Origin of the sequence: Paenibacillus sp. B2(2019) (genome assembly GCF_008370385.1) — a bacterium.
GTDB lineage: Bacteria > Bacillota > Bacilli > Paenibacillales > Paenibacillaceae > Paenibacillus_AQ.
In genome coordinates this window covers 39775-62898 of record NZ_VTZR01000010.1, presented here as the reverse complement: position 1 = coordinate 62898, position 23124 = coordinate 39775, and the positions used below count along the sequence as shown (strand labels likewise).

The following is a 23124-nucleotide window of genomic DNA, read 5'->3' as shown; positions in this document are numbered from 1 at the left end:
GGAAATAAAAAATGAATACCTTGCAATTTCTGCACGAAAAAGTCAGCAAAAAACTTGCCCTTATTTATGATACGGTTCCCCACGATTTATCTTCACCGCGCGATAAATCTGCTCCACCAGCACCAGGCGCATGAGCTGATGGGGCAGCGTCATGCGCCCGAAGCTCATGCGCTGCTGCGCGCGGCGCATGACCTCGTCGGAGAGCCCATGGCTCCCTCCGATGACGAACACGACATGGCTCGTCCCGTAGGTGCCGAGCCGGTCAATTTCTGCGGCAAGCTCTTCCGAGCTCCACAGCTTGCCGTCAATCGCGAGCGCAATGACATGCGCCTCGCTCTTTATGTGCGCGAGGATGCGTTCCCCCTCGCGCGCCTTAACAATACCGACCTCTGCTTCGCTTAGAGAGTCGGGTGCTTTTTCATCTGCCACCTCAATCACCTGAAATTTCAGGTACGGTGTCAGCCGTTTAGCATACTCCGCGATGCCATTGATCAAGTACTTTTCCTTCAATTTTCCTACGCCAATAATTTGAATAAGCATAAGTGCCTCCTGTCAAAATCCTCTATAGAAATAGCAAAAGGACGCGCAATAGGCCATCCCTTGTAGTTTTAGTAAGTAGCTTCCTAATCTTTCGCATTCCTTAAATGTCCTATTCCTCAGACAATCCATCCCCTACTTACTCTCCTCCCGCTCCTCCATTGCAAAATCCGGCTTTTTCCCAGCTTCGTAAGCACTCAATATAGAATCCAGCAATCCTGGGAAACGTGCGCTCAGATCCTCTGTCCGTAGCGACAGTATACGCTGTGTTCCTTGCACCCGCGTAAACACAACCCCTGACTCGCGCAGCGTACGGGCATGGTGAGACATGGTGGATTTGGCGATCGGAACGTTGAAGCCGTTGCAAGCCTGTTCTCCATTTCTATGAATATCCGATACGATATGGAGGCGAATCGGATCGCTGAGCGCATACAATACGGAAGCAAGCTGAATGTCCTTGCGGTCCGGATGAAATAGTATTTTCATGGATGATTATCCCCTTTGTCCTACTTTTAATGCGAAAAAAATATTGGTGATCCTAATTGCATTTTATATCAACGCATGCTATATTTCAATTGTTCGTAAGTAATCGAACTATTAAACAATAAAAAAGGAGTGCTTCGCACATGACTTCTGTAAATAACCTTTCCGCGAATGCGGATCATGAAGCCTCCGCTCCGGAAGCGACTCTTCCACGGGAAGGCCTGCTGACTCTCCTGTTCAGCATTGCTGTGGTTCTCGTCATCATGAATACAGCCATGTTCAATCTGGCACTGCCTGATGTAACCGAAGCCTTCGGCATTACAGCTGCATCCGCTTCTTGGATTGTTACCGGGTATTCCATTATGTTTTCGATTGCCTCAATCACGTACAGCCGGCTCTCTGATTTTCTGCCGATCCGCCGCCTGCTGGTGATAGGCTTGTTGACGCTAGGCTTTGCGGCTGTGGCGGGCTTCTTCAGCACCAACTTTATCTTTCTGCTTATCGTGCGCATTCTACAGGCGTCGGGCGCGGGCGCAGTAATGTCCTTATCTCTTGTTCTGTTTACCCGCTATGTCCCGCAAGCCCGTCGCGGCAAGGCGATGGCGACGATTATGTCAGCCGTTTCACTCGGCCTAGGCCTTGGTCCGGTCGCGGGCGGAGCCATCGTCGAATATCTCGGCTGGATCTGGTTGTTCGCTGTAACGGCAGCTATTTTGCTTCTCGTGCCGTTGTTCCTTATCCTGTTGCCTAAAGAGGTGCCTACCCGCGGCTCCTTTGATGTGCTGGGTGGGCTACTCTTGGGCGTCGGCACCACCGGTCTACTGCTGTTCCTGACTAGTGGGCTGTGGGTGGCCTTGGTCGCCGGACTTGTCGCCATCGCTTTATTTGTTGGCCGCATCCGCAGCACGCCCGACCCATTTGTAATGCCCGCGCTTTTCCGTAACCGCTCATATCTCGTGCTGGCGGTGGTCGGAATAGCCTCCTATCTGTGCAGCTTCGCCACCTTGTTCCTGCTGCCACAGATTTTAACTCATCGCTTTGGCTTCAGTGCAAGTCATGCCGGGCTTGTGATCTTTCCGGGTTCACTGCTCGCCATTTTCGTTTCCCGCTCCGTCGGGCGAATTATCGACCGTTATGGCAATGGGGGGATATTGCGCTTCGCTCCACTGCTTGTGTTGACTGCTACTGTCCTGTTCGCATTCTTCGCTGGGCGGTCCTGGATTGCCGTTATGCTTATCTATATGATTATGAGTCTTGCCTTCACGACGTTGTCCAGTAGTGTATCCAATGAAATCTCACGGATTCTTCCTTCCTCACAAATCGGCTCCGGGATGGGACTATTCCAGCTACTGCAATTCTTTAGTGGCGCCTTCAGCGTAGCTATGGCCGCAAGTGCACTGGAATGGCAGCGTGGGCTGCCGCTCTCAACCGCCTACTCCAACATTTATTGGGGACTCTCTATTGCTGCAATTCTTGCCATCATCTCAGCCATTGTCTACCGCCGTAACAGCCGAGGTAGCTCCCTGACCAATATGGCAGATGCAGCAGACGCATAAGATTAATGAGCCCTCCAATATAGTATTCCACGCAAAAACACCTTGCAGCCCATTCCGGGACTGCAAGGTGTTTTTTTATAAGTCTTAAAGGTCCTTTAGACCACCAAATATTCAGCGTTCTTCTCACATTGGGTGCACTTTGCCGGCGGGTCCCAGTCAGAGAATTCCGTTTCCTTCAAATCCACTACATCTGGTGCATCTTCATACTCGTCCACAAACAAATCAATAGCTAATTCTACATGTTCTTTACATACTACATACATTCAACCAAGCATCCCTTTCTGTGCCGCTACGGCCTAATACTCCTTCTATTGTTCTACCATACTTCCCACGAAAATGGAACTCCTATCTATCCATTCCAGCGATCTGTTCATCCATTGTCTATATTCTTGCCCTTCACCAAAAAAAGATTCCTCTCACCCCGAAGGGCAAAAGGAATCTCATCACTTATCTCTCTCTATTTTCTATAAATATTATTTTAAACTCTCCATCCTACCCTAGAAACTCCACCGGACGATCCAGCTCATACAATCTGCGGTAACGTGGTTCTTTTTTCATCAGCTCCGCATGGGTTCCACGCATTTCTACCGAGCCATTTTCCATAAAAACCACTTCATCCATCTGCTCCGCACCGACCAAATGATGCGTTACCCAAATTAGTGACTTATCCTTCATGGCTTCGAACATTGTATTCAAAAGATCACGTTCTGTCCGCGGGTCCAACCCTACAGTCGGTTCGTCGAGTATGACAACAGGGGTATTTTGCAGCAAAATACGAGCTAACGCTATCCGCTGACGCTCTCCACCAGAGAATCGTTGCCCTGCTTCACGGACAAAGGTATCATATCCATCTGGCAACGAGGAGATCAACGTATCCATTTTGGCTAAGGCGCCAGCTTCTTTAATGGCTTGTTCGGAAGCCTTCGGATCACCCATACGAATATTGTTAGCTACTGTAGTATCGAACAAATGTGGACTCTGATTAAGCACCGCTATAATAGAAGGAATATGCTCGCCATAGGCATCTGCAGCGATTCCATTAATCGTAACCGAGCCGTCAGAAGGTTCAATAACACCTTGAATAGCCTTTAATAACGTCGATTTACCCGCACCACTTCGGCCGATGATCGCAATCTTCTTACCTTGTGGAATATCGAGGCTGAGATCGCGAACCGACCAGTTAGCCTCTGAACCATAGTGGTAACCTACATTTTCGAGCTTGATGTGAGCACTCTTCATGGCCTGAGGCAGAGCATCGACTACAGTTGCTTTTTCAGAGACGATGTTCTGATCAGTTCCATTTACACCAGACAATCGCTCTAAGGAGTTACGGTACTGCGGGATTTTCTCCACCGCTTCAGACACTGGCAGAAAGGCATCTGCTACAGGAAAAACAACCAGTACGAACGCCGCAATCAATGTACCCGCAATAGCACCATCTGCAAACTCTCCAGCGGCCCAATATAGCATAGAAAGCACACCAATCCCAATTACCGCTTGCCCAATGAACGTACGAATACGTGCCCAGCTGCGCAGCGCTGCATCGGTTTTGGCTACTTTTCTCTCATCTGCTTCATAAGTATCTACGAACTGGCTTTGTCGTCCACTAATGACCCAGTCACCCATACCAAGTACGGCGTCAGTCAGCTTTTGATAGAGACGATTACGCTCTACTTTCACTTCACGTTGGCGCTTCTGTGTGAACAATAGAGATAAGAACGGCAACACCACTACTAACACCAATATATACAGAGCCATCAATAGCGCAAAGGCGATATCAAAAGTACCCAGTGCAATCACAGCTGCTCCATAAATCAGCAAAGCAATGATGCTTGGAAAAACGGTGCGCAGATATACATTTTGCAAATATTCAATGTCATCCGCAAGCATCCCGAGAATATCCCCAGTGCGGAAGCGCGACGACAGGAACAAAGCCTGTGGCTCCAAGATATTGTACAGACGCACACGCATCTTAGATAGAATTCGCAAAATCGTGTCATGCCCAACTAAACGTTCTACATAATGAATGACAGCCCGACTCGTTCCGAACGTACGCACACCTACAATCGGTACATAAATCATTAGAATATTTTCGACGGGTGTAGACGCTTTTGAGATCAGAAATCCTGAAGTATACATTAATGATGAGGCTGTAAAAATCGTCAACGCCCCAAGCACGATAATAAGCACAAAACGCCAAAAATACGACGATACATACGGAGCAAACCATCCTTCACGTTTCAATGGATTCCCTCCAATTGCGACCCAATCAACTCATAATACGCACCCTTGCGGGCAAGCAACTCCTGATGGGTACCGATTTCTGCCACTTTTCCTTGTTTCATTACTACAATAATGTCCATATCAAGCATCCAGTGCAGGCGATGTGTAGCCAGAAAGACCAGCTTTCCTTCAAAAAGAGACACCATCGTCTCCTTCAGCTCATATTCCGTCTCAATATCCAGATGCGCCGTTGGCTCATCTAATAACATAATTGGACGACTGCTGAGTAAAGCTCGAGCCAGCGCAACCCGCTGCTCCTGCCCGCCACTGAACGAACGACCGCCGCCGCCGATCATCTCATCCAAGCCATTCGGAAGGGTTGCCACCAGCTCTGATAATCCGGTAGCTTTCACAGCTGCAGCCACAGCTTCCATAGAAGCTTCAGGGTAATAGAAGCGAATATTTTCAGCCAATGTACCACTAAAAATATAAGGGCGCTGCGGGATATACGAGGTCTGCTTTCGCCAAGCCTCATCCGTTAATGCGCTAACCGTTGTACCGTTTACTGTGATACTTCCTGAAGTAGGGTGTAAGAAACCACCCAAGATATCGACTAGTGTAGATTTACCGGCCCCACTCTCTCCGATAATCCCAATTTTGCTTGCTCCTTTAAATTGCAGGTTCACCGCTTCCAGCGAAGAAAGACCAGCTTCCTCGTATTTCACACTGACATCATTTAATATAAGTGTGCTATTTTTATGCCAAGTGAATATCTCTTCTGATGTTTTAGATGCTGATTTCAATGCTTGGTCACCATTAAAACCTACTACTTCAGCTTTCACTTCATCCTGATCTATAATGCTCTTCATTGCCTCAGCGGCTTCCTTACCATCGAGAGTAGCATGGAAATCCGAACCTACCAATCGTACAGGCAAAAAATATTCCGGTGCCAAGATCAGAATGGTTAAACCCGTAACAAGGGTCATCTGATCGTTGACCAGACGCAGGCCGAGACTTACCGCGACGGAAGCAACGGATAACATCGTAAAGAAGTCTAGCGCGAACGAAGATAAAAAGGCCACTCGCAGTGTACGCATCGTCGCCGAGCGATATCGATCGCTAACGGTGGCAATACTCGTGCTATGACTACGACTGCGGCCCAGAAATTTCAGCGTTTCTAGCCCACGGAGGGAGTCTACGAAATGATTAGATAAGGTGCGATAAGATTTCAGCTGACGGTCCATCTGCTTGCGAGCCGTCATCCCGATCAAGATCATAAAAACAATAATAATCGGCATGGTGATCGTTAGAATTATCCCACTCGCGGTATCCATCTTGTAGATATAAATAAGTACCAAAATCGGTGTAATTGACATCCCTACCATTCTAGGGATAATCGCTTCTAAATATGTGCGGAACTTTGTTACGCCTTCCAGCACAAGTGTGACAAGATCCCCGGTTCCACGCCCGCCCACCATTCTGGGTCCAAGCTGGAAGAGCTTATCCATCATTTCCCTCCGCATGTTGCTGCCCGTTGCTTCCGCAAAGCGGTAAGAGATACGGCTCATCAGCATGGCGCAAGCATGGCGCACTAGAAATGCAAGAAGGAACAATAGCGAAGTAGCCCATTGTTCCTTCAGAGGTTCTCCTGCAAATAGCGCAGAGATGACTTCTGCCAGCCATTTGGCCAGCAGAAGTATGGACATGCTTTGCACCAGGGTAAGGAGGCCAACGATCAGAAATACCGGCTTAACTCCTTTATACCCAAGCAAATTTTTATCCATTAGTATTCAAGATGCTCCTTCTCGTGAACGCGTTTATGAAAGACAAAGTAACTCCAAATTTGATATCCCAATACGAATGGAAGGATGGTCAGTGCCACAATCGTCATTACCTTTAAAGAGTAATGTCCCGAAGCCGCATTGGTGATTGTCAAATTAAAGGCTTGATCGATTGAACTAATCATAACACGTGGGAACAATCCTACAAAGATAGAAGTTACGGACAATGCTATTACCGCTCCTGTCATACCAAAAGCATAGCCATCCTTCTTCTTCGTCATGAAATAACCCGATAATATGAACGCGATAATTCCCAGCACTACTATAATCATAAGAACTAAACCACGTTGTTCGAAAATATCAGTCATATAATAAGTCATTACCACGAAAGCAAGCAATAAGGCCCCAAGTGGCAAAAGCAATCTTTGCGCCATTTTTCGAGCGCGAGCCTGTAGATCTCCCACTGTACGCAACGTTGTGAACATGAGACCATGTACCAAACAAAGAAGGACAACAGTCACACCAGCTACTACGGTATACACATTTACGATATCTGTAAAACTTGCGTACATTTGCATATCCCCATCAATCGGCAAACCTTTGATGAAGCTGGCGAACACCACAGCAAGGAGGAACGGTGGGAGGAAGCTGCCGAAAAAGATACACACATCCCAAGTTTTTTTCCAAGCTACGGAATCCCGTTTACCTCTAAATTCAAAAGCAACACCACGTGCAATCAAAGCTAATAAAGCAAAGACAAAGGGAATGTAAAATCCACTAAATAATGTTGCATACCACTCAGGGAAAGCCGCAAACATTGCACCCGCGGCTGTAATTAGCCATACCTCATTTCCATCCCAGAAGGGTCCGATCGAGTTAATCAGAATCCGGCGCTCTGTATCATTCTTAGCGAGAATTTGTGTTTCCATCCCTACGCCGAAATCGAAACCCTCCAGGAAGAAGAACCCTATAAACAGAACTGCAATGAGCACAAACCACAATTCATTAAGAGACATCATTGGGCGCCCTCCTCGTTATATGGATCATGCGAATCCCCGTGATCGTTATCCATCGCATAAGGACCTTTTTTAATCACTTTCATAAACAAACCAATTAGAACTAATCCGAGAATGGCGTAAATCGCTGTAAAAGAAATAACAGAGAATAGAACCTGACCACTCGTAATATTAGGCGATACACTGTCTTCCGTTGTCATCAGTCCGAATACTGTCCATGGCTGACGCCCGAATTCGGTCATGACCCAACCCGCTGTATTCGCGATTGGAGGAAGCAATAGTCCCCATAACATAAACCGCATAAACCAAGTGTTTGGACGGTCCATCTTTTTGCGCCACATTAAATACATTGCGTACATACCCAGTACAATCATCAATGTTCCTGCTAGAACCATGATCCGGAAACTCCAGAATGTCGTACGTACAGGCGGGATATAGTCACCGGGGCCATAGGTTTGCTCATACTCAGCTTGCAGCTCAAGCATACCTTTAACTTCACCGGAAAATTTACTGTATGAAAGGAAGCTCAGCATATACGGAATTTGAAATTCTCCAGTACTTTCTTGCTTCTCAGGATCAATGTTTGCCCATACGGTCCAAGGTGCCGGGTCACCACTCTTACCCCACAGTCCTTCGGAAGCCGCCATCTTCATAGGTTGAGTCTCAACCAAATACTGTGCTTGCGCATGGCCTGCCACGGCTACACCAATAGAAGAAATGATACCTACGATTGCTGCAATTTGAAAAGATTTCTTAAAGAAAGATACATCTTGTTTCTTCAATATCTTATACGCACTAATACCCGTTACGAGGAAGGCGCCTGTTGCATACGCAGCAAGAACCGTGTGCGGGAATTCAACCAGCAATTGTCCGTTCGTAATGAGCGCGAAGAAATCATTCATTTCTGCCCGTCCATTATTTATCTCAAATCCCACAGGATGCTGCATAAAGGAGTTCGCTGCTAGAATCCAGAAAGCGGATAACATCGTACCGAAAGCTACTAGCCAGATGGATAACAAGTGCACTCTTTTGGACACTTTGTCCCAGCCGAATATCCAGATGCCAATAAAAGTAGACTCCAGAAAAAAAGCTGCCAATGCTTCGACTGCAAGTGGAGCCCCGAATACATCACCCACAAAACGTGAATAATCAGACCAGTTCATCCCGAACTGAAATTCCTGCAAAATACCTGTAACTACCCCTACTGCAAAGTTGATGAGAAACAGCTTTCCCCAGAACTGTGCCATTCTTTTGTACTCTTCATTGCCTTTTCTAACGTACATGGTCTCCATGATCGCAATCAAGAGCGCTAGTCCGATTGATACCGGTACAAAGAAATAGTGGAATATTGTCGTCGACGCAAATTGTATACGCGACAGCATTACTGTATCCATATTTTTCCCTTCCTTCTCCCCTTTTCGTTAATTATATTGTGTCAAAAATTTAGACGTCATTTTGTGATAAATGTCACACAAAGAGGTACTTTTAACGGTGAAATTCAAATGATTTGTGACAAAAATCACAATTTACCTTAAAAAAAGCAAAAAAAATAAGACGGTTTAACCGTCTTGAAGTTGTTCACTGCTCTATAACAAGCTTGACTCATAAAGGCATTGGTTAGGTAATGGAAATACCCTTCTTCAGCGATTTGAGATCGCCATTCGAATTAAGCAATTGTGGTAGCATCTTCGTGCTGCGAACCATTGGAGAGTCACATAGACGGCAAGAAGGCGCATGTTCAAATGCGAAATTATCCCTCATCCATCCGTTGCATCCATCATTGGTACACGCCCAAATCGCGGTATTTTCTTCCGGTATTTCTTCCAAAGGTTTCTTCCGGTAGTTCATTGCCGTTCCTCCCATCCTGTAAGTCAATAGTGACTAACTAGATATAAAAAGACCGTCCCAACTTTCACAAGCTGGGACGGTTTCTTCTATTATTACAGTTTTACAACGTTTTCGGCTTGTGGTCCACGGTTGCCTTGAACAACGTTGAATTCAACGCGTTGGCCTTCGTCCAAAGTTTTGAAGCCGTCGCCAGTGATTGCGCTGAAGTGAACGAATACGTCGCTTCCGCCTTCAACTTCGATAAATCCGAATCCTTTTTCTGCGTTGAACCATTTAACTGTACCTGTTTGCATGTGTGTTACCTCCACAAATTTAAATTAATATGTTCTTTTTATCTTCAAACAAAGAAAAAATTCACACATTGAAAAAGGTTGTATTACCGAATATAACAGCCCTTTTCAATGCGAAAATTAGGGACTAAATGTATGATTGATATCATATTACCACACCTGATTAGCAAAGGCAAGCTGGCATCCGTATATATCCGTTTCTACCCTAATAAGTATCACCTTCCAATGTAAGGGTTGCCAGTCAGCCCAAAATTGATTAAATCAGCTTATAATTGCCATATTTATCAAAACTTTAGAAGAAATAGATCCCCGATAGCGATACAGAGTATCGCTATTTCAGGAAGCTCTACCTTCTCAACCGAAGGGGTAGTCCGCTCTACTTGTCATTACTGCTATATCATTATATGCCGACTTCCAGCATATTATTCCTCTGGTTTTTCAAGAAGTTTTACTGTAGTCTGATTGACTTTCCCATTTCGATAATAGGTAATCTTCAGATCCTCACCAATCTTCGTCTGATTATATAAATACTTGCGAAGGGAAAGCGTGGATGTAATAGGTTCATCATTAAATTTCGTAATTACATCATTGAACTGTATTCCCGCTTCTTGTGCAGGTCCAACAGCATCCAGAACGACAACCCCATCCTTAACATTGTTCGGTAGGTTCAGCTCCTTGCGTTGGTCCTCTGCGAGAGGAATGTAAGGATTGTTTAAATCTACCGAATATACGCCTAAGTAGGAACGGGCAATCCGCCCTTTCTCAGCCAGTTCATTAGCGGTATCTATCACATGGTTAGCTGGAATAGCAAAACCCAGCCCTTCTACACCTGCATCGGAGATTTTCATCGTGTTAATACCGATGACTTTACCATCCAGATCCACAAGCGCCCCGCCGCTATTGCCTTCATTAATTGCCGCATCGGTCTGAATGACCTCTTGCTCCCAATCATATACGCCGTCCTGATTCAAGGATACGGGAACCTTCCGTTCAGTATAGCTGACAATACCTGAAGTCAATGTGTCACCAAGTCCCAACGGGTTTCCGATGGCAATGACCGTTTCACCTAGACGAAGCTTCGAGGAATCCCCGAGCTCTGCGATTGTATTGATACCCTTGGCATCAATAGAAAGCACCGCGATGTCACTCACTTTATCCGTTCCAACAAGTGTAGCTTTACGTGTCTCGCCATCTACTGTTACGACCTCAAGATTGCTAGAGTCTTCGATGACATGGTTATTAGTAATGATAAATGCTTTATTATCTACCTTTTTATAAATCACTCCAGAGCCTAATGCTGACTCATCCAGAATGTTCAATTCTTTATTATCTTCTTTATGGTTGATAATACTTACTACTGCAGGACGAACCGTAGCAGCGGCTTGAATGATACGGTCAAACGGATCTCTGCTTGGGGCAACCTCCCCAGTTGTTACTACCGACTTCGGGGCAGTTTCGTGACTCATTTGTCCAGTAAGCATACTGAATAAAAACACTGCCACCACAGCACTGATTAAGGAGCAGACGGCGGATATTTGCCAAGTGGATAAGCCCTTGCGCGATCTTCGCACAGAATGCTTGCGGTTAGCAAATGATCCCTTTGATGCTTCATCCCCTCTGGACCGTGATACTTTAGTTGAATAGAAATCGTCATCAAACAATCCCACCGAAAATCTCCCCCTTCTATTGCCAACCGTTCACAGTATCTAAAAACCTGAACCTCTAGCAATCACGTTCCAAGCATATACCTCTGCATCCTTTAGACTCCAACAATCACTAAAAAGTTTCACTTTATCCATTAACCACACAATAGTTTCAGTTAATCGAAAGAATTTTAGAATCTTTCAATATATCTTCTCTACTAGGAATATTTTGCAACTTAAAAGACTACACTAATAGAAAGGTTCCATAAATTTAGAGTTTGCTTATCACGTCTATAATTGTATCACAGGCAACCCTCAATTCGTGATTTTCCTGAGGTAAAAAGCCTGCGAATTTTTTACAACTCGAGTTCTGCTTTTACTACATAAGGAGGTATAATTATGAATTCTTTTTCCACAAGTATGGATCTGGTGGAGTTTATCGGTAAGCTTGGCGATTTGAAGGATGAACACTACCATATGACCCTTGCCTTCAGTGCTATGATCGAATTGATGATCGATAAAGGCCTGATCTCCCGCCAAGAATTAGAACGAAAGACTGCCGAGCTTGATCAGCTTATGACAACTGGCTCAACTTATCCCATGGCGTAGGTTGGTCATAATACGTATCGCAAAGCTTAAACTCACTATCTTTAAAGAAACAGCCCCGATCCTCCATTGCGCAACGTACCGACATTTTAGCCAAATCCATCATATTATGATCCCGGCTTAAATGCGCTAAATAGGTACGTTTAGTCCGTCCTGTGAGAATTTCACTTAGTGCTGCTCCGGCTGCTTCATTAGAAAGGTGACCCATATCGCCAAGTATACGTCGTTTCGTATTCCACGGATAACGTCCCATCCTCAGCATTTCAATATCATGATTCGCCTCCAGCACCAATACGTCCGCCTCTGAAATCGCATCTCTTACCTTGTCGCTAACATATCCCAGATCTGTAGCTACACACAGTTTTTCTTTTCCATCATAAAAATTGTAACCCACCGGCTCCGCCGCATCATGAGAAATTGCAAACGATTCTACACGCAGACTACCAAAATCCCTATGCTGTCCCGACTCCATAATGATTCGGTTATAGTCGGGTATTTTTCCAATGCCTTTTTCAATGGCTCCCCAGGTATTGGTGTTCGCATAAATCGGAAGATCGTATTTACGGGCCATTGCCCCGAGTCCTTTAATATGATCGGAATGCTCGTGTGTGACTAGAATCCCGTCTATATCATTACCCGTTAGCTCGCGCATGGCCAACAGCTCATCGATCCGCTTGGCACTTAGTCCCGCGTCAATCATAAGTGTTGTCTCCCCGTTCCGAACCACCGTTACATTTCCGGTAGAACCACTGGACAGTACTGTAAATGAAATCCCCATTTTCCTTACTCCTTCTAATCTGTTGTCTTCGGACTGATGATGTCCGCACTTATAGCATCCACATAATAGGCATTGCCGTTCTCCAGCATGAACCGCCACATTGGCGACGCTACCTGACTTTCGGAGTTGAACAACTCACCATAATAACCAAGCTCAATCTCCTTTACTACGGAGTCTGCCGGAAAATATTTTTCAATCAAACTGCTAAGCGCTTGCGATGCCGGCAGTACCTTCTGTTCCTTATCGCTACTGCTTGCCCCTATCTCAATCTTAGGTGAGCGGAAAGCTACAATCTTCTGATCACTATTAATCAACTCTAACCTAACTCGGAATAGCGACCACTGATTCTGAACTAGCGGGTGAAGCACGAACTTCCCAACTTCACTTTCTTGAGAATCAAAACGATAATTTGCGATATCCGGTATTTGACTCTCAAGCGCCTTGCTAAGGTCAGTGAAGGAAGAATAGATCAGCTTACTGTCTATAGGAACATCTAATTTAATGGGTGGTTCATTCTGCTCTTCAGCAGAATATCGATAAGTTATATTAGGAAGCTGCGGGGTAGAAGCCGGAATGGGACACAACACACGAATCCCTTTCTGCTCCATGACCGCCTGGGTTTCTTCGGACAGGGAAGTGAAATCGAGATTGGCACTAACCTGATCGCGCAAATCAATCCACAGCTGATAACATAGCAGCAGATTTAGACCTAAAAAGGCGCAAATTAGTACATTTTTGGCTCTTCCCCAATCCATACCCTTACCTCCTAAATGTTATATGAACAACTTGTACATTAATTTAATGTAAGAACGCTGCCGTCAATAAGCGTAACCTTCCAGACTGGAAGTAGTTGCAGCTTCTCTTCTTTCACTACAGGTACATACGCAGGCGTTAAATCCTTCACTGCCGAAGTTTTGCTAACCGCAGACAATTGATTCTCTAGCTCCACGCCTCCAGATAGCTCTACGATTTTCTTCTCTGCCTTACTCTCATCAATATAGATTAACGAGCGTTCATAAGAGGATACGGTGCCTTGCTGCAATTCCAGATTAATTACACCATACTGCAGCTGCGAGTTACTCATGATCGGATAGGAGCCATATGGATAGGAGCCATAATATTGTTGAAAAGAGACCTTTCTCTCCTGTCTCCCCTCCTCGGTGGCTTCAAGACGATAGGTTCCATTCCATCCACCATGTTGGTTCACAAATTCTACAGCTTCAAGCGCATCCTTGGCAGGTGTACTGTCTCCGGCTGGAAGTGCGGCAGGATCGCTATAGCTCATCCAATTCCGTTCCTTATCGACCTGAAGACTCCGTTTGCTATCCGTATAAATCTCCGAGCCATTTTTCTCGCGAATATATCTAGTGCTTCCAACATCGAAGAAAAGATTGTTCTGCATTTGTTCTATGGTATACATGCCTGAAGGCATCTCAACCTGAACCAGAGAAATCTTGCTGTCTGGCACATAATAATCACCATCTACGGACTTGTAAGGCGTCCAGTTCTTGCCGAAATCCACATGCTGCTGCACGTCTTGCACAGTTAAATCCGCTTTTGCCGCTTCATATATAATGTCGCCTCTCGTACTGAAGAAAATGGCATGCGCTTTGGAGTCATTCTTAATGTTATAGATCCAAATGCGATCAATGCTTTCTCCTTCAAATAGGGAATCTGGTGACAACTGCATAACCCGCTGCAGTAACGTTACCGGAATGCCGGATCCGAACGAAAGCTCAATCCCCGGATTCTCATTTCGAATCTTATCCCAATCATAATCCTGTACCGAGTGCCGCTGGAAGCTTTCAAATCCACGCCCTTTTAACCGATTCATAATCAAGCTATAGAACGTTGAGTCTGGATAAAAAAGCGTATGCTTGTTATCGCCCATATGGATGATCATTTTATCAGGGTACAGCAGGTTCTCGACCTTTTCCTCCGGTCCCATATTGTCTGTCTTCACATATAGATTCTCGGAGAGTACCGCTGAGTCTGCACCAGGCAAGCGATAAATCAAATAGTAACTCTCAACAAGACTTCCCAGCACGAGCAAGGCTAGAATCCATGACTTCAATCTCTCCTTCATGCCTCACTCCCCCTTTGCGCATTCAGAGGTAGCGTAAAGGTTACCTTAGAGCCTTCATTAAGCTCGGATTGCAGGGAAATAGAGCCTCCATGGGCTTTCACAATTTCCCGGGCAATGGAAAGGCCAAGTCCGGTGCCTCCCATATTCCGTGAGCGCGCCTTATCCACCCGATAAAAACGTTCAAAGATCCGCTCGATGTCTTTCTTCGGAATACCAATCCCGGAATCACGTACAGAAATGGAGAGCATTCCATCCTCACTTTTCAAGGCTTCCAATTCAATCGTACCGCCTTCTGGCGTATATTTTAATGCATTGGAGACCAAATTCCCCAAGACCTGATCGATTTGATCACGATCGAGCCATGCTGTGCTGACATCCCTACGGACCCTTGTACTAATGTCGATCCGCTTCTGCCGAATCTGAAAAGAAAAGCGGTCTGCTACATCCTCTAGCATCTCTGTAATATCCGTCTGCTGAATTCTGAGAAGTGCCTCCTTGGAATCCAGACGCGACAGATGCAGTAGATCTGTAACCAGACGAATCATACGCTCGGTTTCGTTACGAATAACCCCAACAAAACGAACCGCTAACTGCGGATCCTCAAGCGCTCCATCATCGAGTGCCTCCACATAGCTCTTAATTGTTGTAAGTGGTGTTCTTAGCTCATGCGAAACGTTCGCGACGAATTCTCGGCGTGATTCCTCCAGGTTCTCTTGCTCAGTTACATCCTGCAGTACAGCAATCGTACCGGCAATGCCGCCTTCACGGCGATGAATCGGAGTAAACGTAACTCTCACGATATTAGAATCTTCTCCACCCATATGTGTCAGATGAAGCATTGCAGACTGGGCATTTCCTTTAGCCAAGGAACCACTCTGCTCATAATCAAGACCTAGCAATTTATCCAATGGAGCACCTTCCGGCAACGGACCTTCTGTTCCCAGCATAAGTGCTGCTCGAAGGTTCATAAGAATGACTACACCATTCTCATCCGTGGCTACCACACCGTCGCTCATATTCGTCAGAATAGAGGTGAGCTTCTCTTTCTCTTCCTCATTCTGAGAGAGCGCCTCACGCAATCTGCCGGTCATATAATTGAATGCCTGACTGAGTTGTCCAATTTCATCGTTGCCGAGCACGGGCATTTTTCGATTGAACCGACCTTCAGCAACAGCTGTTGCATGCCTAGTCATTTCTTTAATCGGCTGCGTAATGGTGTGTGCAAGAATAACACATAGGACAACTGTCAATCCCAAGGCTAACAGCAAACCAGAGATGAATACACTGTTGATCCTGCCCATGGTCGCATATAAATCTTTCATGTCAGCAGCAATATAGATTGCACCTACTACCTTGTCACCGGAAAGTACCGGCTTGGCCACAACCTTTTTCCGCACATTATCATCGGCAATAATATATTCTTCATTATCGCTGATCCCCTGCAAGGCGCGATTGACTACGGTCTGAGTGTTGCGCTGTCCGACATAGTCATTCTGCGAGGGCACGGAGGTGGTGATGATTTTGCCGCTAGCATCAAGTACTTGAATTTCAGCCCCGTTAATGTAAAGATTATTAACCATACCACGCAGACTTTCTACAGCCGTTTCCTCGTCAACGGTACCAGCCTCACTACCGAATTTATCAGCAGTCAGGATGGACAGCATCTCCGCACGTGCTTTAAGATCCTTCGTGAAGTTATCCGTTAACGAGTTCTTCATCGAACTGACAAAATAGACTCCAATTAACTGCATAGCTATCAGAATCAGCAGCACATAAATAATAATAAGCTTGGCCTGAATTGTCCGGAAAAAGGACCACCACTTCATCACAGTCCTCCGCTTTTAGGGCTATGCATCAAATAGCCAAGTCCGCGCCGAGTATAAATATATTCCGGCTTGCTGGGATTCTCCTCAATTTTCTCTCTTAGACGACGGATCGTCACGTCTACGGTCCGCACATCGCCGAAATACTCGAATCCCCACACGGCCTGCAGTAAATGCTCCCGGGTCATCACCTTACCCGCATGTTTAATCATATAGTAGAGCAACTCATATTCACGATGGGTCAAATCAAGCGGCTCCCCACCCTTATATACCAGATACATATCTGTATCAATAAATAGATCAAAATGGTAAATACCCTGTCTGGTCTCCGCAGGTTCATTCGCCGTTCCCGGCGGTGACGGTTTGTGCTGTCTCCGCATTTGGGCCTTCACTCTGGCGAGTAGCTCACGTGTACTAAAAGGTTTGGTCACATAATCATCCGCACCAAGCTCTAGACCAAGCACTTTATCAATCTCTCCGTCTTTGGCAGTAAGCATAATGATAGGAATGTCCAAATGTGCAGAACGAACCTCACGACAAACATCCATCCCGTCCTTACCAGGCAGCATAAGATCAAGCAGCATAAGATCAGGCTTTTTGGACAATGCCAACTCCACTGCACTGTTACCATCAAAAGCACAAATAACCTCGTAGCCTTCTTTTTCTAGATTAAACTTCAATATATCAGCAATAGGCTGTTCATCGTCTACTACCAGAATCGTTCCCATCTGCATGTCTCAGCTTCACCTTCCTATCCCTACTTAAAGATCATTCCTTTATTTTAACATACCTGTCTTACCGTCACATCCTACGAAATAAGGAATCGGCTTCCCCAGCAAAAAGAAACAGCTATATCGTCATTCCTATATTAAAAAAAATAAAACCGCTCGAGTTTAATCGAGCAGTTGAGGTTAAAGTATGAATTATCGCAAATACTTCATTGGATTTACTGCAGTGCCATTCTTCCGAATCTCAAAATGCAGATGTGTTCCCGTCGAGCGTCCAGTATTGCCCATTACGCCAATTTTGGCGCCTTGCTCCAAACGCTGTCCCGTAGAAACGGAGATGCTGTTTAAGTGGCCATAATAGGTTTCGTATCCGTTACGGTGATCCACGATAACCACATTTCCATATCCACTCTTCACACCAGCAAAGATTACAGTTCCGGCATCAGAGGCTTTAATGCTTCGGTTGCCAGATACCATATCTAGACCCTTATGAGCACGGCTCCAGCGCTCACCGAAACTACTAGTAAGGGTTGCTCCGCTTACTGGCCAACTGAACATGCCTGTTCCTTCACCAACTACCTTCGTACCCCGATAAACCACTTCAGGGAGTGAAGATTTAATAACGGTCTGACCCAACCACTCTTCTTGTACGACCATTCCGTTTTTCTTTGTTAACCGATACTGCATTTCTTTAAGGCCCGTTTGTCCTGGACGAACGACCTTACTTTTGCCTGCTGGTAACTGGTCACTTTTACGCACGATCACTTCAGGCTCAGTAACCACCTGCTCTGACACTTGCTCTACAGTAACAACTGTAACATCTGGCTGTGGTACCTTCAGCTTCAGTGTATCTCCAATCTTCAACGTTAGCTCTTTCACATCCGGGTTGTTACTATAGATCTCTTTTTGTGTAATTTCAAACCGTTTGGCAATCCCCGAAATCGTATCGCCCTCTTGAACGGTATAAAGAAGTGGTGCTTCTTTACCCTCGGTAAGAGTTTTGACCGCTTCCTCGACATCCAACACTTTGTTAGGATCTGTCTTCACTGGAACAATAGCAACTTCTTCACTAATTTTGACTGACTCCACTTGGTTAGGAGCTTTTGCTTTCGCAGCACTTGAACTTGAGGCTGCTGTTCTTGTGAGCTTACTAGCCGTTGCTACTTTAGTTTGCGGAACATAATGATTCTTTACCCCTTCAAGCACCGCATTTGCGGTCTCTTGATCCTTAACAATGCCAACCACCTTGCCATCTACCAATAATTGTACACCTACGGCATAGGCCTTCAGCATTCCATCTAGTTTATTAAGCGTTGCTTCACTATCAACTTCCGGCTTGTACGCTTTCTCCTGTTTAATTGTAATGCCTTCTGTCTGAAGCACCATCGTTGAATCTGGATACTTGTCCTGATATTCCTGTTGCTTCTTATCATACAGCTGATTAAGCTGTGCCTGATCGTTAAGCTTCCCGATCTCCTTACCCTTCACCAACACTTGATAGAAGGTTTCAGTATTGGCTGCTACATACTTTTTCTCTGCACCAATTAACACAGTGGTTAGAAGTACTAGACCAACAGCTCCCAAAATCCAAGAGTGCCGGAATCTACGAGTTCCTTTTTCTTGATGAAAGTGTGTGGAGTCGTGATCGAAATTGTGGCTCTGCTGAACATCTGCTCCGGATTCTGCTGTGTCACTATTCCGCAGTTTCCCCATCCGGCGCATGAACTTAAATCCCTTCATGAAACTCTCCCTTTCAGTCCGCTCGGTCATCCGAGACGAGCGGCCAAGCTAGTTATACGATCTCGAGTATATAGATTACGACCATGAATATTTCCACTTATCCTAGTTCTAATTTCCTGCTTCTAATGGACCCTCAAAAAGGTTACAATTGGTTACAAAAAATTAACCCTTTGAACATCCTTGTCTAATGTACCATAGCTGAGCGGAAAATTTCAACTTTGTACACATAAAAAAACCCACGAAATACGCGGGTTTTTTGCGCAAATATGAAAATTTAGCCTTTTTCTTGTGTCTAGAAATTGACAATTACTATGGTTGCTGTAGTGTTTCTGTAGTTGGTGTAAGCATTTTCATTATACTCTCGTATTCATCGGGATCAACATATTTGGCAATGACTTGTTGCAGCTCCTTAACCTCATCCTCCGTTAGACCATCCTCCATAGCCGTGGAGATTTTCTGCATCTCATCCTGCGGTAGTTTGGACATCAAGATATTGAATATATTTACCTTCTCCGCCGAAGGGAGATTATCCTTTAAGTCACCTATTGCCTCAGGTGTCATTACCAATTTCTGGTCCTCTGAACTTCCACTCTGGCTTTCGTTAGTAGAAGACTCATTTGAGGCTTGGCCCATAACCGGTAAAGCATCCTCGGGTGCTTTTTCCTCCACCGGCTCCCCTTTTTCAGGTGTATCCTTACTGTTATCTTTATCCTTGTTTACTGCGCTGCCTGTTGTCGTCGCTTCTTTATTCGCTTTATTGGAGTCCGATTGGCTATCCATGTCAATAAAACTCTTGACCATCCCACCTAAACCTGGGCCTGGACTATCCACTTTAATATCGAAGCTCGCCAGCACCGACTGAATATAAGCATTTACAACCACGCCCGTAGTTAGAATTGAAAGTGTACTTGCGAGTACTACAATTAGACATACTCCCAGTGCACGCTTCACGATCTTCATTTCTTCTCTCCTCTCACCTATGTTCAAGTCTATCTGGTATATTTTTTCCATGTTTTTCTATACTCTCAGTATTGACTAGAACCGGCTTCGGGAAACATACGCATAAAAGTAAACATAAAAAAGAGACCTCTCGCGAGGTCCCTTATAAATGACTAAATTTATTTAGATATAAATTGGCGTTACTTGATTCGTCTGCTCACGGTTACGGCCTACTGAGAAGATGGCGATCGGAATCCCTGTAAGCTCAGATACACGTTCAACATATCTGCGTGTATTTGCTGGCAGATCGTCCAATGTTTTTGCAGAAGTAATATCTTCGCTCCAACCTGGAAGCTCCTCATATACCGCTTCGCACTCTGCCAGCATCTTAAGGCTAGCTGGGTAATGCGTGATTACTTCACCACGGTATTTGTAGCCTGTGCAGATCTTCACAGTCTCAAGTCCACTCAGCACATCCAGCGAGTTAAGAGACAAGCCTGTGATTCCACTCACACGACGAGCGTGACTTACAACAACACTGTCAAACCAGCCTACACGGCGAGCACGTCCTGTAACTGTTCCATATTCATGACCTGTTTCACGGATATAATCACCAGTTGCATCGTTCAGTTCTGTAGGGAACGGGCCATCTCCAACACGAGTAGTGTAGGCTTTAGCAACCCCGATAACCTGTTTAATCTTAGAAGGTCCAACACCAGAACCTATGCATACGCCACCTGCAGAAGGGTTAGAAGAAGTAACAAACGGATACGTACCTTGATCGATATCAAGCATTACCCCTTGTGCGCCTTCAAACAATACTTTGCGGTCTGCATCAATAGCTTCATTAAGAATGACCGACGTATCTGTCACATAATTACGTAGCACTTCCGCATACTCCAGGTACTGAGTCAGAATCTCTTCAACATCAAGAGCTTCCGCGCCATATACTTGAGTAATCACTTGGTTCTTCTCTTCCATCAAGTGACGAAGTCTCAATTCGAATTCCTCAGCGTCCATCAGGTCAGCAATACGGATACCGTTACGTGCAGCCTTATCCATGTAACATGGACCGATGCCTTTGCGTGTTGTACCAATCTTGTTCGGACCCTTGCGGTCTTCTTCCAGAGCATCCAGTACCATGTGATAAGGCATAATAACATGAGCCCGGTCGCTGATCACTAAGTTTTTAGTGTCAAAGCCGTTCTCATGAATATAATTAATTTCTTGGATCAAGGCAGCTGGATTAATAACCATCCCGTTACCAATTACACAAGTCTTTTCTTTATAAAATACACCAGAAGGGATTAAGCTGAGCTTAAACTTCTCACCGTCAATCAGAATCGTGTGACCGGCATTATTGCCCCCTTGATAACGGGCAACCACATCTGCACTTTCCGCTAGAAAGTCAGTGATTTTCCCTTTACCTTCGTCTCCCCATTGTGTTCCCACGACGACTACCGTTGACATGTTCATTCCTCCGTAGGTGCTAGCAAGCACCATTATTTTTCATAATATGGGCCCTGTACGTCATTCTTATGTACGTAGCCCTCCGGACTCCAAGCGGATTTACCCACTAAAGGACAATACTCAGTGTAACAGCCGTTTTTTTCAAAGTCAAATAAAACGAACGATTACACAAAGAAATGTGCAATCGTTCGGATATCATACATGACAGGTTACCCAGCAAATGGTTCTGCATGTGCTCGCTCGTAGTTAACGAACTTGTTGAAGTTTTTGAGGAAGACAAGCTCTACTGTCCCAACGGGACCATTACGCTGTTTAGCTATAATAATTTCAATAATATTTTTCTTCTCAGTGTCCTGATTGTAATAGTCGTCACGATACAGGAACGCAACAATATCGGCATCCTGCTCGATAGAACCGGATTCACGCAAGTCACTCATCATCGGTCGTTTATCCTGACGTTGTTCCACACCCCGGCTAAGCTGCGACAGGGCGATAACCGGCACGTCCAATTCACGAGCGATCTGCTTCAATGTACGGGATATATCCGATACTTCCTGTTGACGGTTTTCCCCGCCTTTACCGCGGCCCTGAATGAGCTGCAAGTAGTCAATGACGATCATCCCCAGGCCCTTTTCCTTCTTGAGCCTCCGGCATTTCGCACGAATATCCGTTACAGTAATCCCTGCTGTATCATCGATATAAATCTCCGCCTCCGATAGGGACTGAATGCCCATAGTCAGCTTCGACCAATCATCATCACTCTTGAAGTCACCGGTACGCATAGTATTCGCATCCAGATTAGCTTCGGCACAAATCATCCGCTGTACTAGCTGCGGCGCAGACATTTCCAGACTAAATATGGCAACCGTCTCTTTGGCACGCACTGCCACATTCTGAGCAATATTTAGCGCGAATGCTGTCTTACCTACAGAAGGACGGGCTGCAACAATAATCAAATCATTGCGCTGGAATCCATTAGTCATATGGTCTAAATCCACAAATCCCGTTGGAATACCTGACATGCCGCCCTTATCTTTATTCTGATGGAGGAGTTCAACCTTATCAAATACTTCCATCAAAACATCGCGGATTGCGATAAATCCACTGCCGCTGCGCCGGTTAGAGATTTCAAGAATTCGCCGTTCTGCATCACTAAGCATATCGGCTACATCTTCGCCGCCGGTGTAACCCTCGCTTACGATTTGCGTCGCTGTACGAATCAAACGCCGTAACATAGCCTTTTCTTCAATAATCTGTGCGTAGTATTCTACGTTAGCCGCAGTAGGCACAGCATGCGCCAGCTTAGCTAGGTAGCTAACACCACCAATATCTTCGAGCTCTCCCTTGTCCTGCAGTCTAGAAGTAAGCGTAACAAGATCAATCGGCTGGCTCTCTTCTCCGAGCTGCACCATCGCCTCAAAAATCATTTGATGCGCTTTATCGTAGAAGTCTTCGGTATTCACCCGTTCCATTGCAGTAATGAGCGCTTCATCCTGCAACAGAACAGCACCAATTACCGCTTGCTCCGCCTCAAGATTCTGCGGGGGAACCCGATCGAAAAAGAGATCTCCACCCAT

The 23124-nt window shown here is 45.4% G+C and carries 21 protein-coding genes; 2 read left to right on the top strand and 19 right to left on the bottom strand.

Annotated elements, in window-relative coordinates; translation table 11 throughout:
• Window positions 1-60 precede the first annotated feature (60 nt).
• Window positions 61-540 carry a 23S rRNA (pseudouridine(1915)-N(3))-methyltransferase RlmH gene (gene rlmH / locus PAENI_RS08325; protein WP_042131690.1) on the bottom strand — a complete coding sequence of 160 codons (480 nt, stop codon included), beginning with the start codon at window positions 538-540 and terminating at the stop codon, window positions 61-63.
• A gap of 132 nt (window positions 541-672) precedes the next feature.
• Window positions 673-1023, bottom strand: coding sequence for an ArsR/SmtB family transcription factor (locus tag PAENI_RS08320; RefSeq protein WP_149644943.1), 351 nt, complete (start codon window positions 1021-1023; stop codon window positions 673-675).
• 140 nt (window positions 1024-1163) lie between these two features.
• Here PAENI_RS08320 and PAENI_RS08315 point away from each other — a divergent pair, with 140 nt between their 5' ends.
• On the top strand, window positions 1164-2576 hold the full coding sequence (locus tag PAENI_RS08315; RefSeq protein WP_149644942.1) for an MFS transporter: 1413 nt from the start codon (window positions 1164-1166) through the stop codon (window positions 2574-2576).
• A gap of 95 nt (window positions 2577-2671) precedes the next feature.
• On the opposite strand, the gene PAENI_RS08310 is transcribed toward PAENI_RS08315, so the two are convergent.
• From PAENI_RS08310 to PAENI_RS08275, 8 genes are all read right to left on the bottom strand, one after another.
• On the bottom strand, window positions 2672-2839 hold the full coding sequence (locus PAENI_RS08310) for a CxxH/CxxC protein (RefSeq protein ID WP_076120603.1): 168 nt from the start codon (window positions 2837-2839) through the stop codon (window positions 2672-2674).
• 229 nt (window positions 2840-3068) lie between these two features.
• Window positions 3069-4820: a thiol reductant ABC exporter subunit CydC gene (gene cydC, locus PAENI_RS08305; RefSeq protein ID WP_149644941.1), complete on the bottom strand. Its 1752-nt coding sequence runs from the start codon at window positions 4818-4820 to the stop codon at window positions 3069-3071.
• Window positions 4817-6583, bottom strand: coding sequence for a thiol reductant ABC exporter subunit CydD (gene cydD, locus PAENI_RS08300; RefSeq protein WP_149644940.1), 1767 nt, complete (start codon window positions 6581-6583; stop codon window positions 4817-4819). Before cydD ends, cydC begins: the two co-directional genes overlap by 4 nt.
• Window positions 6583-7599 carry a cytochrome d ubiquinol oxidase subunit II gene (gene cydB / locus PAENI_RS08295; protein ID WP_149644939.1) on the bottom strand — a complete coding sequence of 339 codons (1017 nt, stop codon included), beginning with the start codon at window positions 7597-7599 and terminating at the stop codon, window positions 6583-6585. The genes cydD and cydB overlap by 1 nt, the downstream gene beginning before the upstream one ends.
• Window positions 7596-8990, bottom strand: a complete 1395-nt coding sequence (locus PAENI_RS08290; RefSeq protein ID WP_149644938.1) for a cytochrome ubiquinol oxidase subunit I — start codon at window positions 8988-8990, stop codon at window positions 7596-7598. Before PAENI_RS08290 ends, cydB begins: the two co-directional genes overlap by 4 nt.
• A gap of 223 nt (window positions 8991-9213) precedes the next feature.
• Window positions 9214-9444 carry a cold-shock protein gene (locus PAENI_RS08285; protein WP_042131698.1) on the bottom strand — a complete coding sequence of 77 codons (231 nt, stop codon included), beginning with the start codon at window positions 9442-9444 and terminating at the stop codon, window positions 9214-9216.
• Window positions 9445-9536: 92 nt separating this feature from the next.
• On the bottom strand, window positions 9537-9737 hold the full coding sequence (locus PAENI_RS08280; protein WP_019914582.1) for a cold-shock protein: 201 nt from the start codon (window positions 9735-9737) through the stop codon (window positions 9537-9539).
• A 419-nt stretch (window positions 9738-10156) separates the two neighbouring features.
• On the bottom strand, window positions 10157-11401 hold the full coding sequence (locus PAENI_RS08275; RefSeq protein ID WP_042193026.1) for a S1C family serine protease: 1245 nt from the start codon (window positions 11399-11401) through the stop codon (window positions 10157-10159).
• Between the two features lie 375 nt (window positions 11402-11776).
• Here PAENI_RS08275 and PAENI_RS08270 point away from each other — a divergent pair, with 375 nt between their 5' ends.
• Window positions 11777-11986, top strand: coding sequence for a hypothetical protein (locus PAENI_RS08270; protein WP_042193027.1), 210 nt, complete (start codon window positions 11777-11779; stop codon window positions 11984-11986).
• Here PAENI_RS08270 and PAENI_RS08265 read toward each other — a convergent pair.
• From PAENI_RS08265 to dnaB, 9 genes are all read right to left on the bottom strand, one after another.
• Window positions 11952-12761 carry an MBL fold metallo-hydrolase gene (locus PAENI_RS08265; RefSeq protein ID WP_042193028.1) on the bottom strand — a complete coding sequence of 270 codons (810 nt, stop codon included), beginning with the start codon at window positions 12759-12761 and terminating at the stop codon, window positions 11952-11954. The two genes, PAENI_RS08270 and PAENI_RS08265, sit on opposite strands and share 35 nt — an antisense overlap.
• 14 nt (window positions 12762-12775) lie before the next feature.
• Window positions 12776-13516 carry a two-component system regulatory protein YycI gene (gene yycI, locus PAENI_RS08260; RefSeq protein ID WP_042193029.1) on the bottom strand — a complete coding sequence of 247 codons (741 nt, stop codon included), beginning with the start codon at window positions 13514-13516 and terminating at the stop codon, window positions 12776-12778.
• 38 nt (window positions 13517-13554) lie between these two features.
• Entirely contained in the window at window positions 13555-14847 is a 1293-nt protein-coding gene (locus PAENI_RS08255; RefSeq protein ID WP_042193030.1) for a YycH family regulatory protein, read from the bottom strand.
• Entirely contained in the window at window positions 14844-16673 is a 1830-nt protein-coding gene (walK, locus tag PAENI_RS08250) for a cell wall metabolism sensor histidine kinase WalK (protein ID WP_042193031.1), read from the bottom strand. The genes PAENI_RS08255 and walK overlap by 4 nt, the downstream gene beginning before the upstream one ends.
• Window positions 16673-17404 (bottom strand): response regulator YycF, encoded by a 732-nt coding sequence (yycF, locus tag PAENI_RS08245; protein WP_094869741.1) that lies wholly within the window; start codon window positions 17402-17404, stop codon window positions 16673-16675. The genes walK and yycF overlap by 1 nt, the downstream gene beginning before the upstream one ends.
• A 189-nt stretch (window positions 17405-17593) precedes the next feature.
• On the bottom strand, window positions 17594-19138 hold the full coding sequence (locus PAENI_RS08240) for a M23 family metallopeptidase (RefSeq protein WP_149644937.1): 1545 nt from the start codon (window positions 19136-19138) through the stop codon (window positions 17594-17596).
• 309 nt (window positions 19139-19447) lie between these two features.
• Window positions 19448-20098: a hypothetical protein gene (locus PAENI_RS08235; protein WP_149644936.1), complete on the bottom strand. Its 651-nt coding sequence runs from the start codon at window positions 20096-20098 to the stop codon at window positions 19448-19450.
• A 162-nt stretch (window positions 20099-20260) separates the two neighbouring features.
• The gene (locus PAENI_RS08230) at window positions 20261-21547 is read right to left on the bottom strand and encodes an adenylosuccinate synthase (RefSeq protein WP_060626292.1); all 1287 of its coding nucleotides are present in this window, start codon (window positions 21545-21547) and stop codon (window positions 20261-20263) included.
• Window positions 21548-21756: 209 nt separating this feature from the next.
• Complete coding sequence (gene dnaB, locus PAENI_RS08225) at window positions 21757-23124, bottom strand: replicative DNA helicase (RefSeq protein WP_042131710.1); 1368 nt, start codon at window positions 23122-23124, stop codon at window positions 21757-21759.

Excerpts from the sequence above, each read along its gene's own strand:
- PAENI_RS08320 (WP_149644943.1), bottom strand. The coding sequence starts at position 1,023 with ATGAAAATACTATTTCATCCGGACCGCAAGGACATTCAGCTTGCTTCC.
- yycI (WP_042193029.1), bottom strand. The coding sequence starts at position 13,516 with ATGGATTGGGGAAGAGCCAAAAATGTACTAATTTGCGCCTTTTTAGGT.
- cydB (WP_149644939.1), bottom strand. The coding sequence starts at position 7,599 with ATGATGTCTCTTAATGAATTGTGGTTTGTGCTCATTGCAGTTCTGTTT.
- PAENI_RS08280 (WP_019914582.1), bottom strand. The coding sequence starts at position 9,737 with ATGCAAACAGGTACAGTTAAATGGTTCAACGCAGAAAAAGGATTCGGA.
- PAENI_RS08315 (WP_149644942.1), top strand. The coding sequence starts at position 1,164 with ATGACTTCTGTAAATAACCTTTCCGCGAATGCGGATCATGAAGCCTCC.
- walK (WP_042193031.1), bottom strand. The coding sequence starts at position 16,673 with ATGAAGTGGTGGTCCTTTTTCCGGACAATTCAGGCCAAGCTTATTATT.
- PAENI_RS08235 (WP_149644936.1), bottom strand. The coding sequence starts at position 20,098 with ATGAAGATCGTGAAGCGTGCACTGGGAGTATGTCTAATTGTAGTACTC.
- PAENI_RS08285 (WP_042131698.1), bottom strand. The coding sequence starts at position 9,444 with ATGAACTACCGGAAGAAACCTTTGGAAGAAATACCGGAAGAAAATACC.
- dnaB (WP_042131710.1), bottom strand. The coding sequence starts at position 23,124 with ATGGGTGGAGATCTCTTTTTCGATCGGGTTCCCCCGCAGAATCTTGAG.
- PAENI_RS08265 (WP_042193028.1), bottom strand. The coding sequence starts at position 12,761 with ATGGGGATTTCATTTACAGTACTGTCCAGTGGTTCTACCGGAAATGTA.
- PAENI_RS08230 (WP_060626292.1), bottom strand. The coding sequence starts at position 21,547 with ATGTCAACGGTAGTCGTCGTGGGAACACAATGGGGAGACGAAGGTAAA.
- PAENI_RS08255 (WP_042193030.1), bottom strand. The coding sequence starts at position 14,847 with ATGAAGGAGAGATTGAAGTCATGGATTCTAGCCTTGCTCGTGCTGGGA.
- yycF (WP_094869741.1), bottom strand. The coding sequence starts at position 17,404 with ATGCAGATGGGAACGATTCTGGTAGTAGACGATGAACAGCCTATTGCT.
- PAENI_RS08310 (WP_076120603.1), bottom strand. The coding sequence starts at position 2,839 with ATGTATGTAGTATGTAAAGAACATGTAGAATTAGCTATTGATTTGTTT.
- PAENI_RS08240 (WP_149644937.1), bottom strand. The coding sequence starts at position 19,138 with ATGAAGGGATTTAAGTTCATGCGCCGGATGGGGAAACTGCGGAATAGT.
- PAENI_RS08290 (WP_149644938.1), bottom strand. The coding sequence starts at position 8,990 with ATGGATACAGTAATGCTGTCGCGTATACAATTTGCGTCGACGACAATA.
- PAENI_RS08270 (WP_042193027.1), top strand. The coding sequence starts at position 11,777 with ATGAATTCTTTTTCCACAAGTATGGATCTGGTGGAGTTTATCGGTAAG.
- rlmH (WP_042131690.1), bottom strand. The coding sequence starts at position 540 with ATGCTTATTCAAATTATTGGCGTAGGAAAATTGAAGGAAAAGTACTTG.
- cydD (WP_149644940.1), bottom strand. The coding sequence starts at position 6,583 with ATGGATAAAAATTTGCTTGGGTATAAAGGAGTTAAGCCGGTATTTCTG.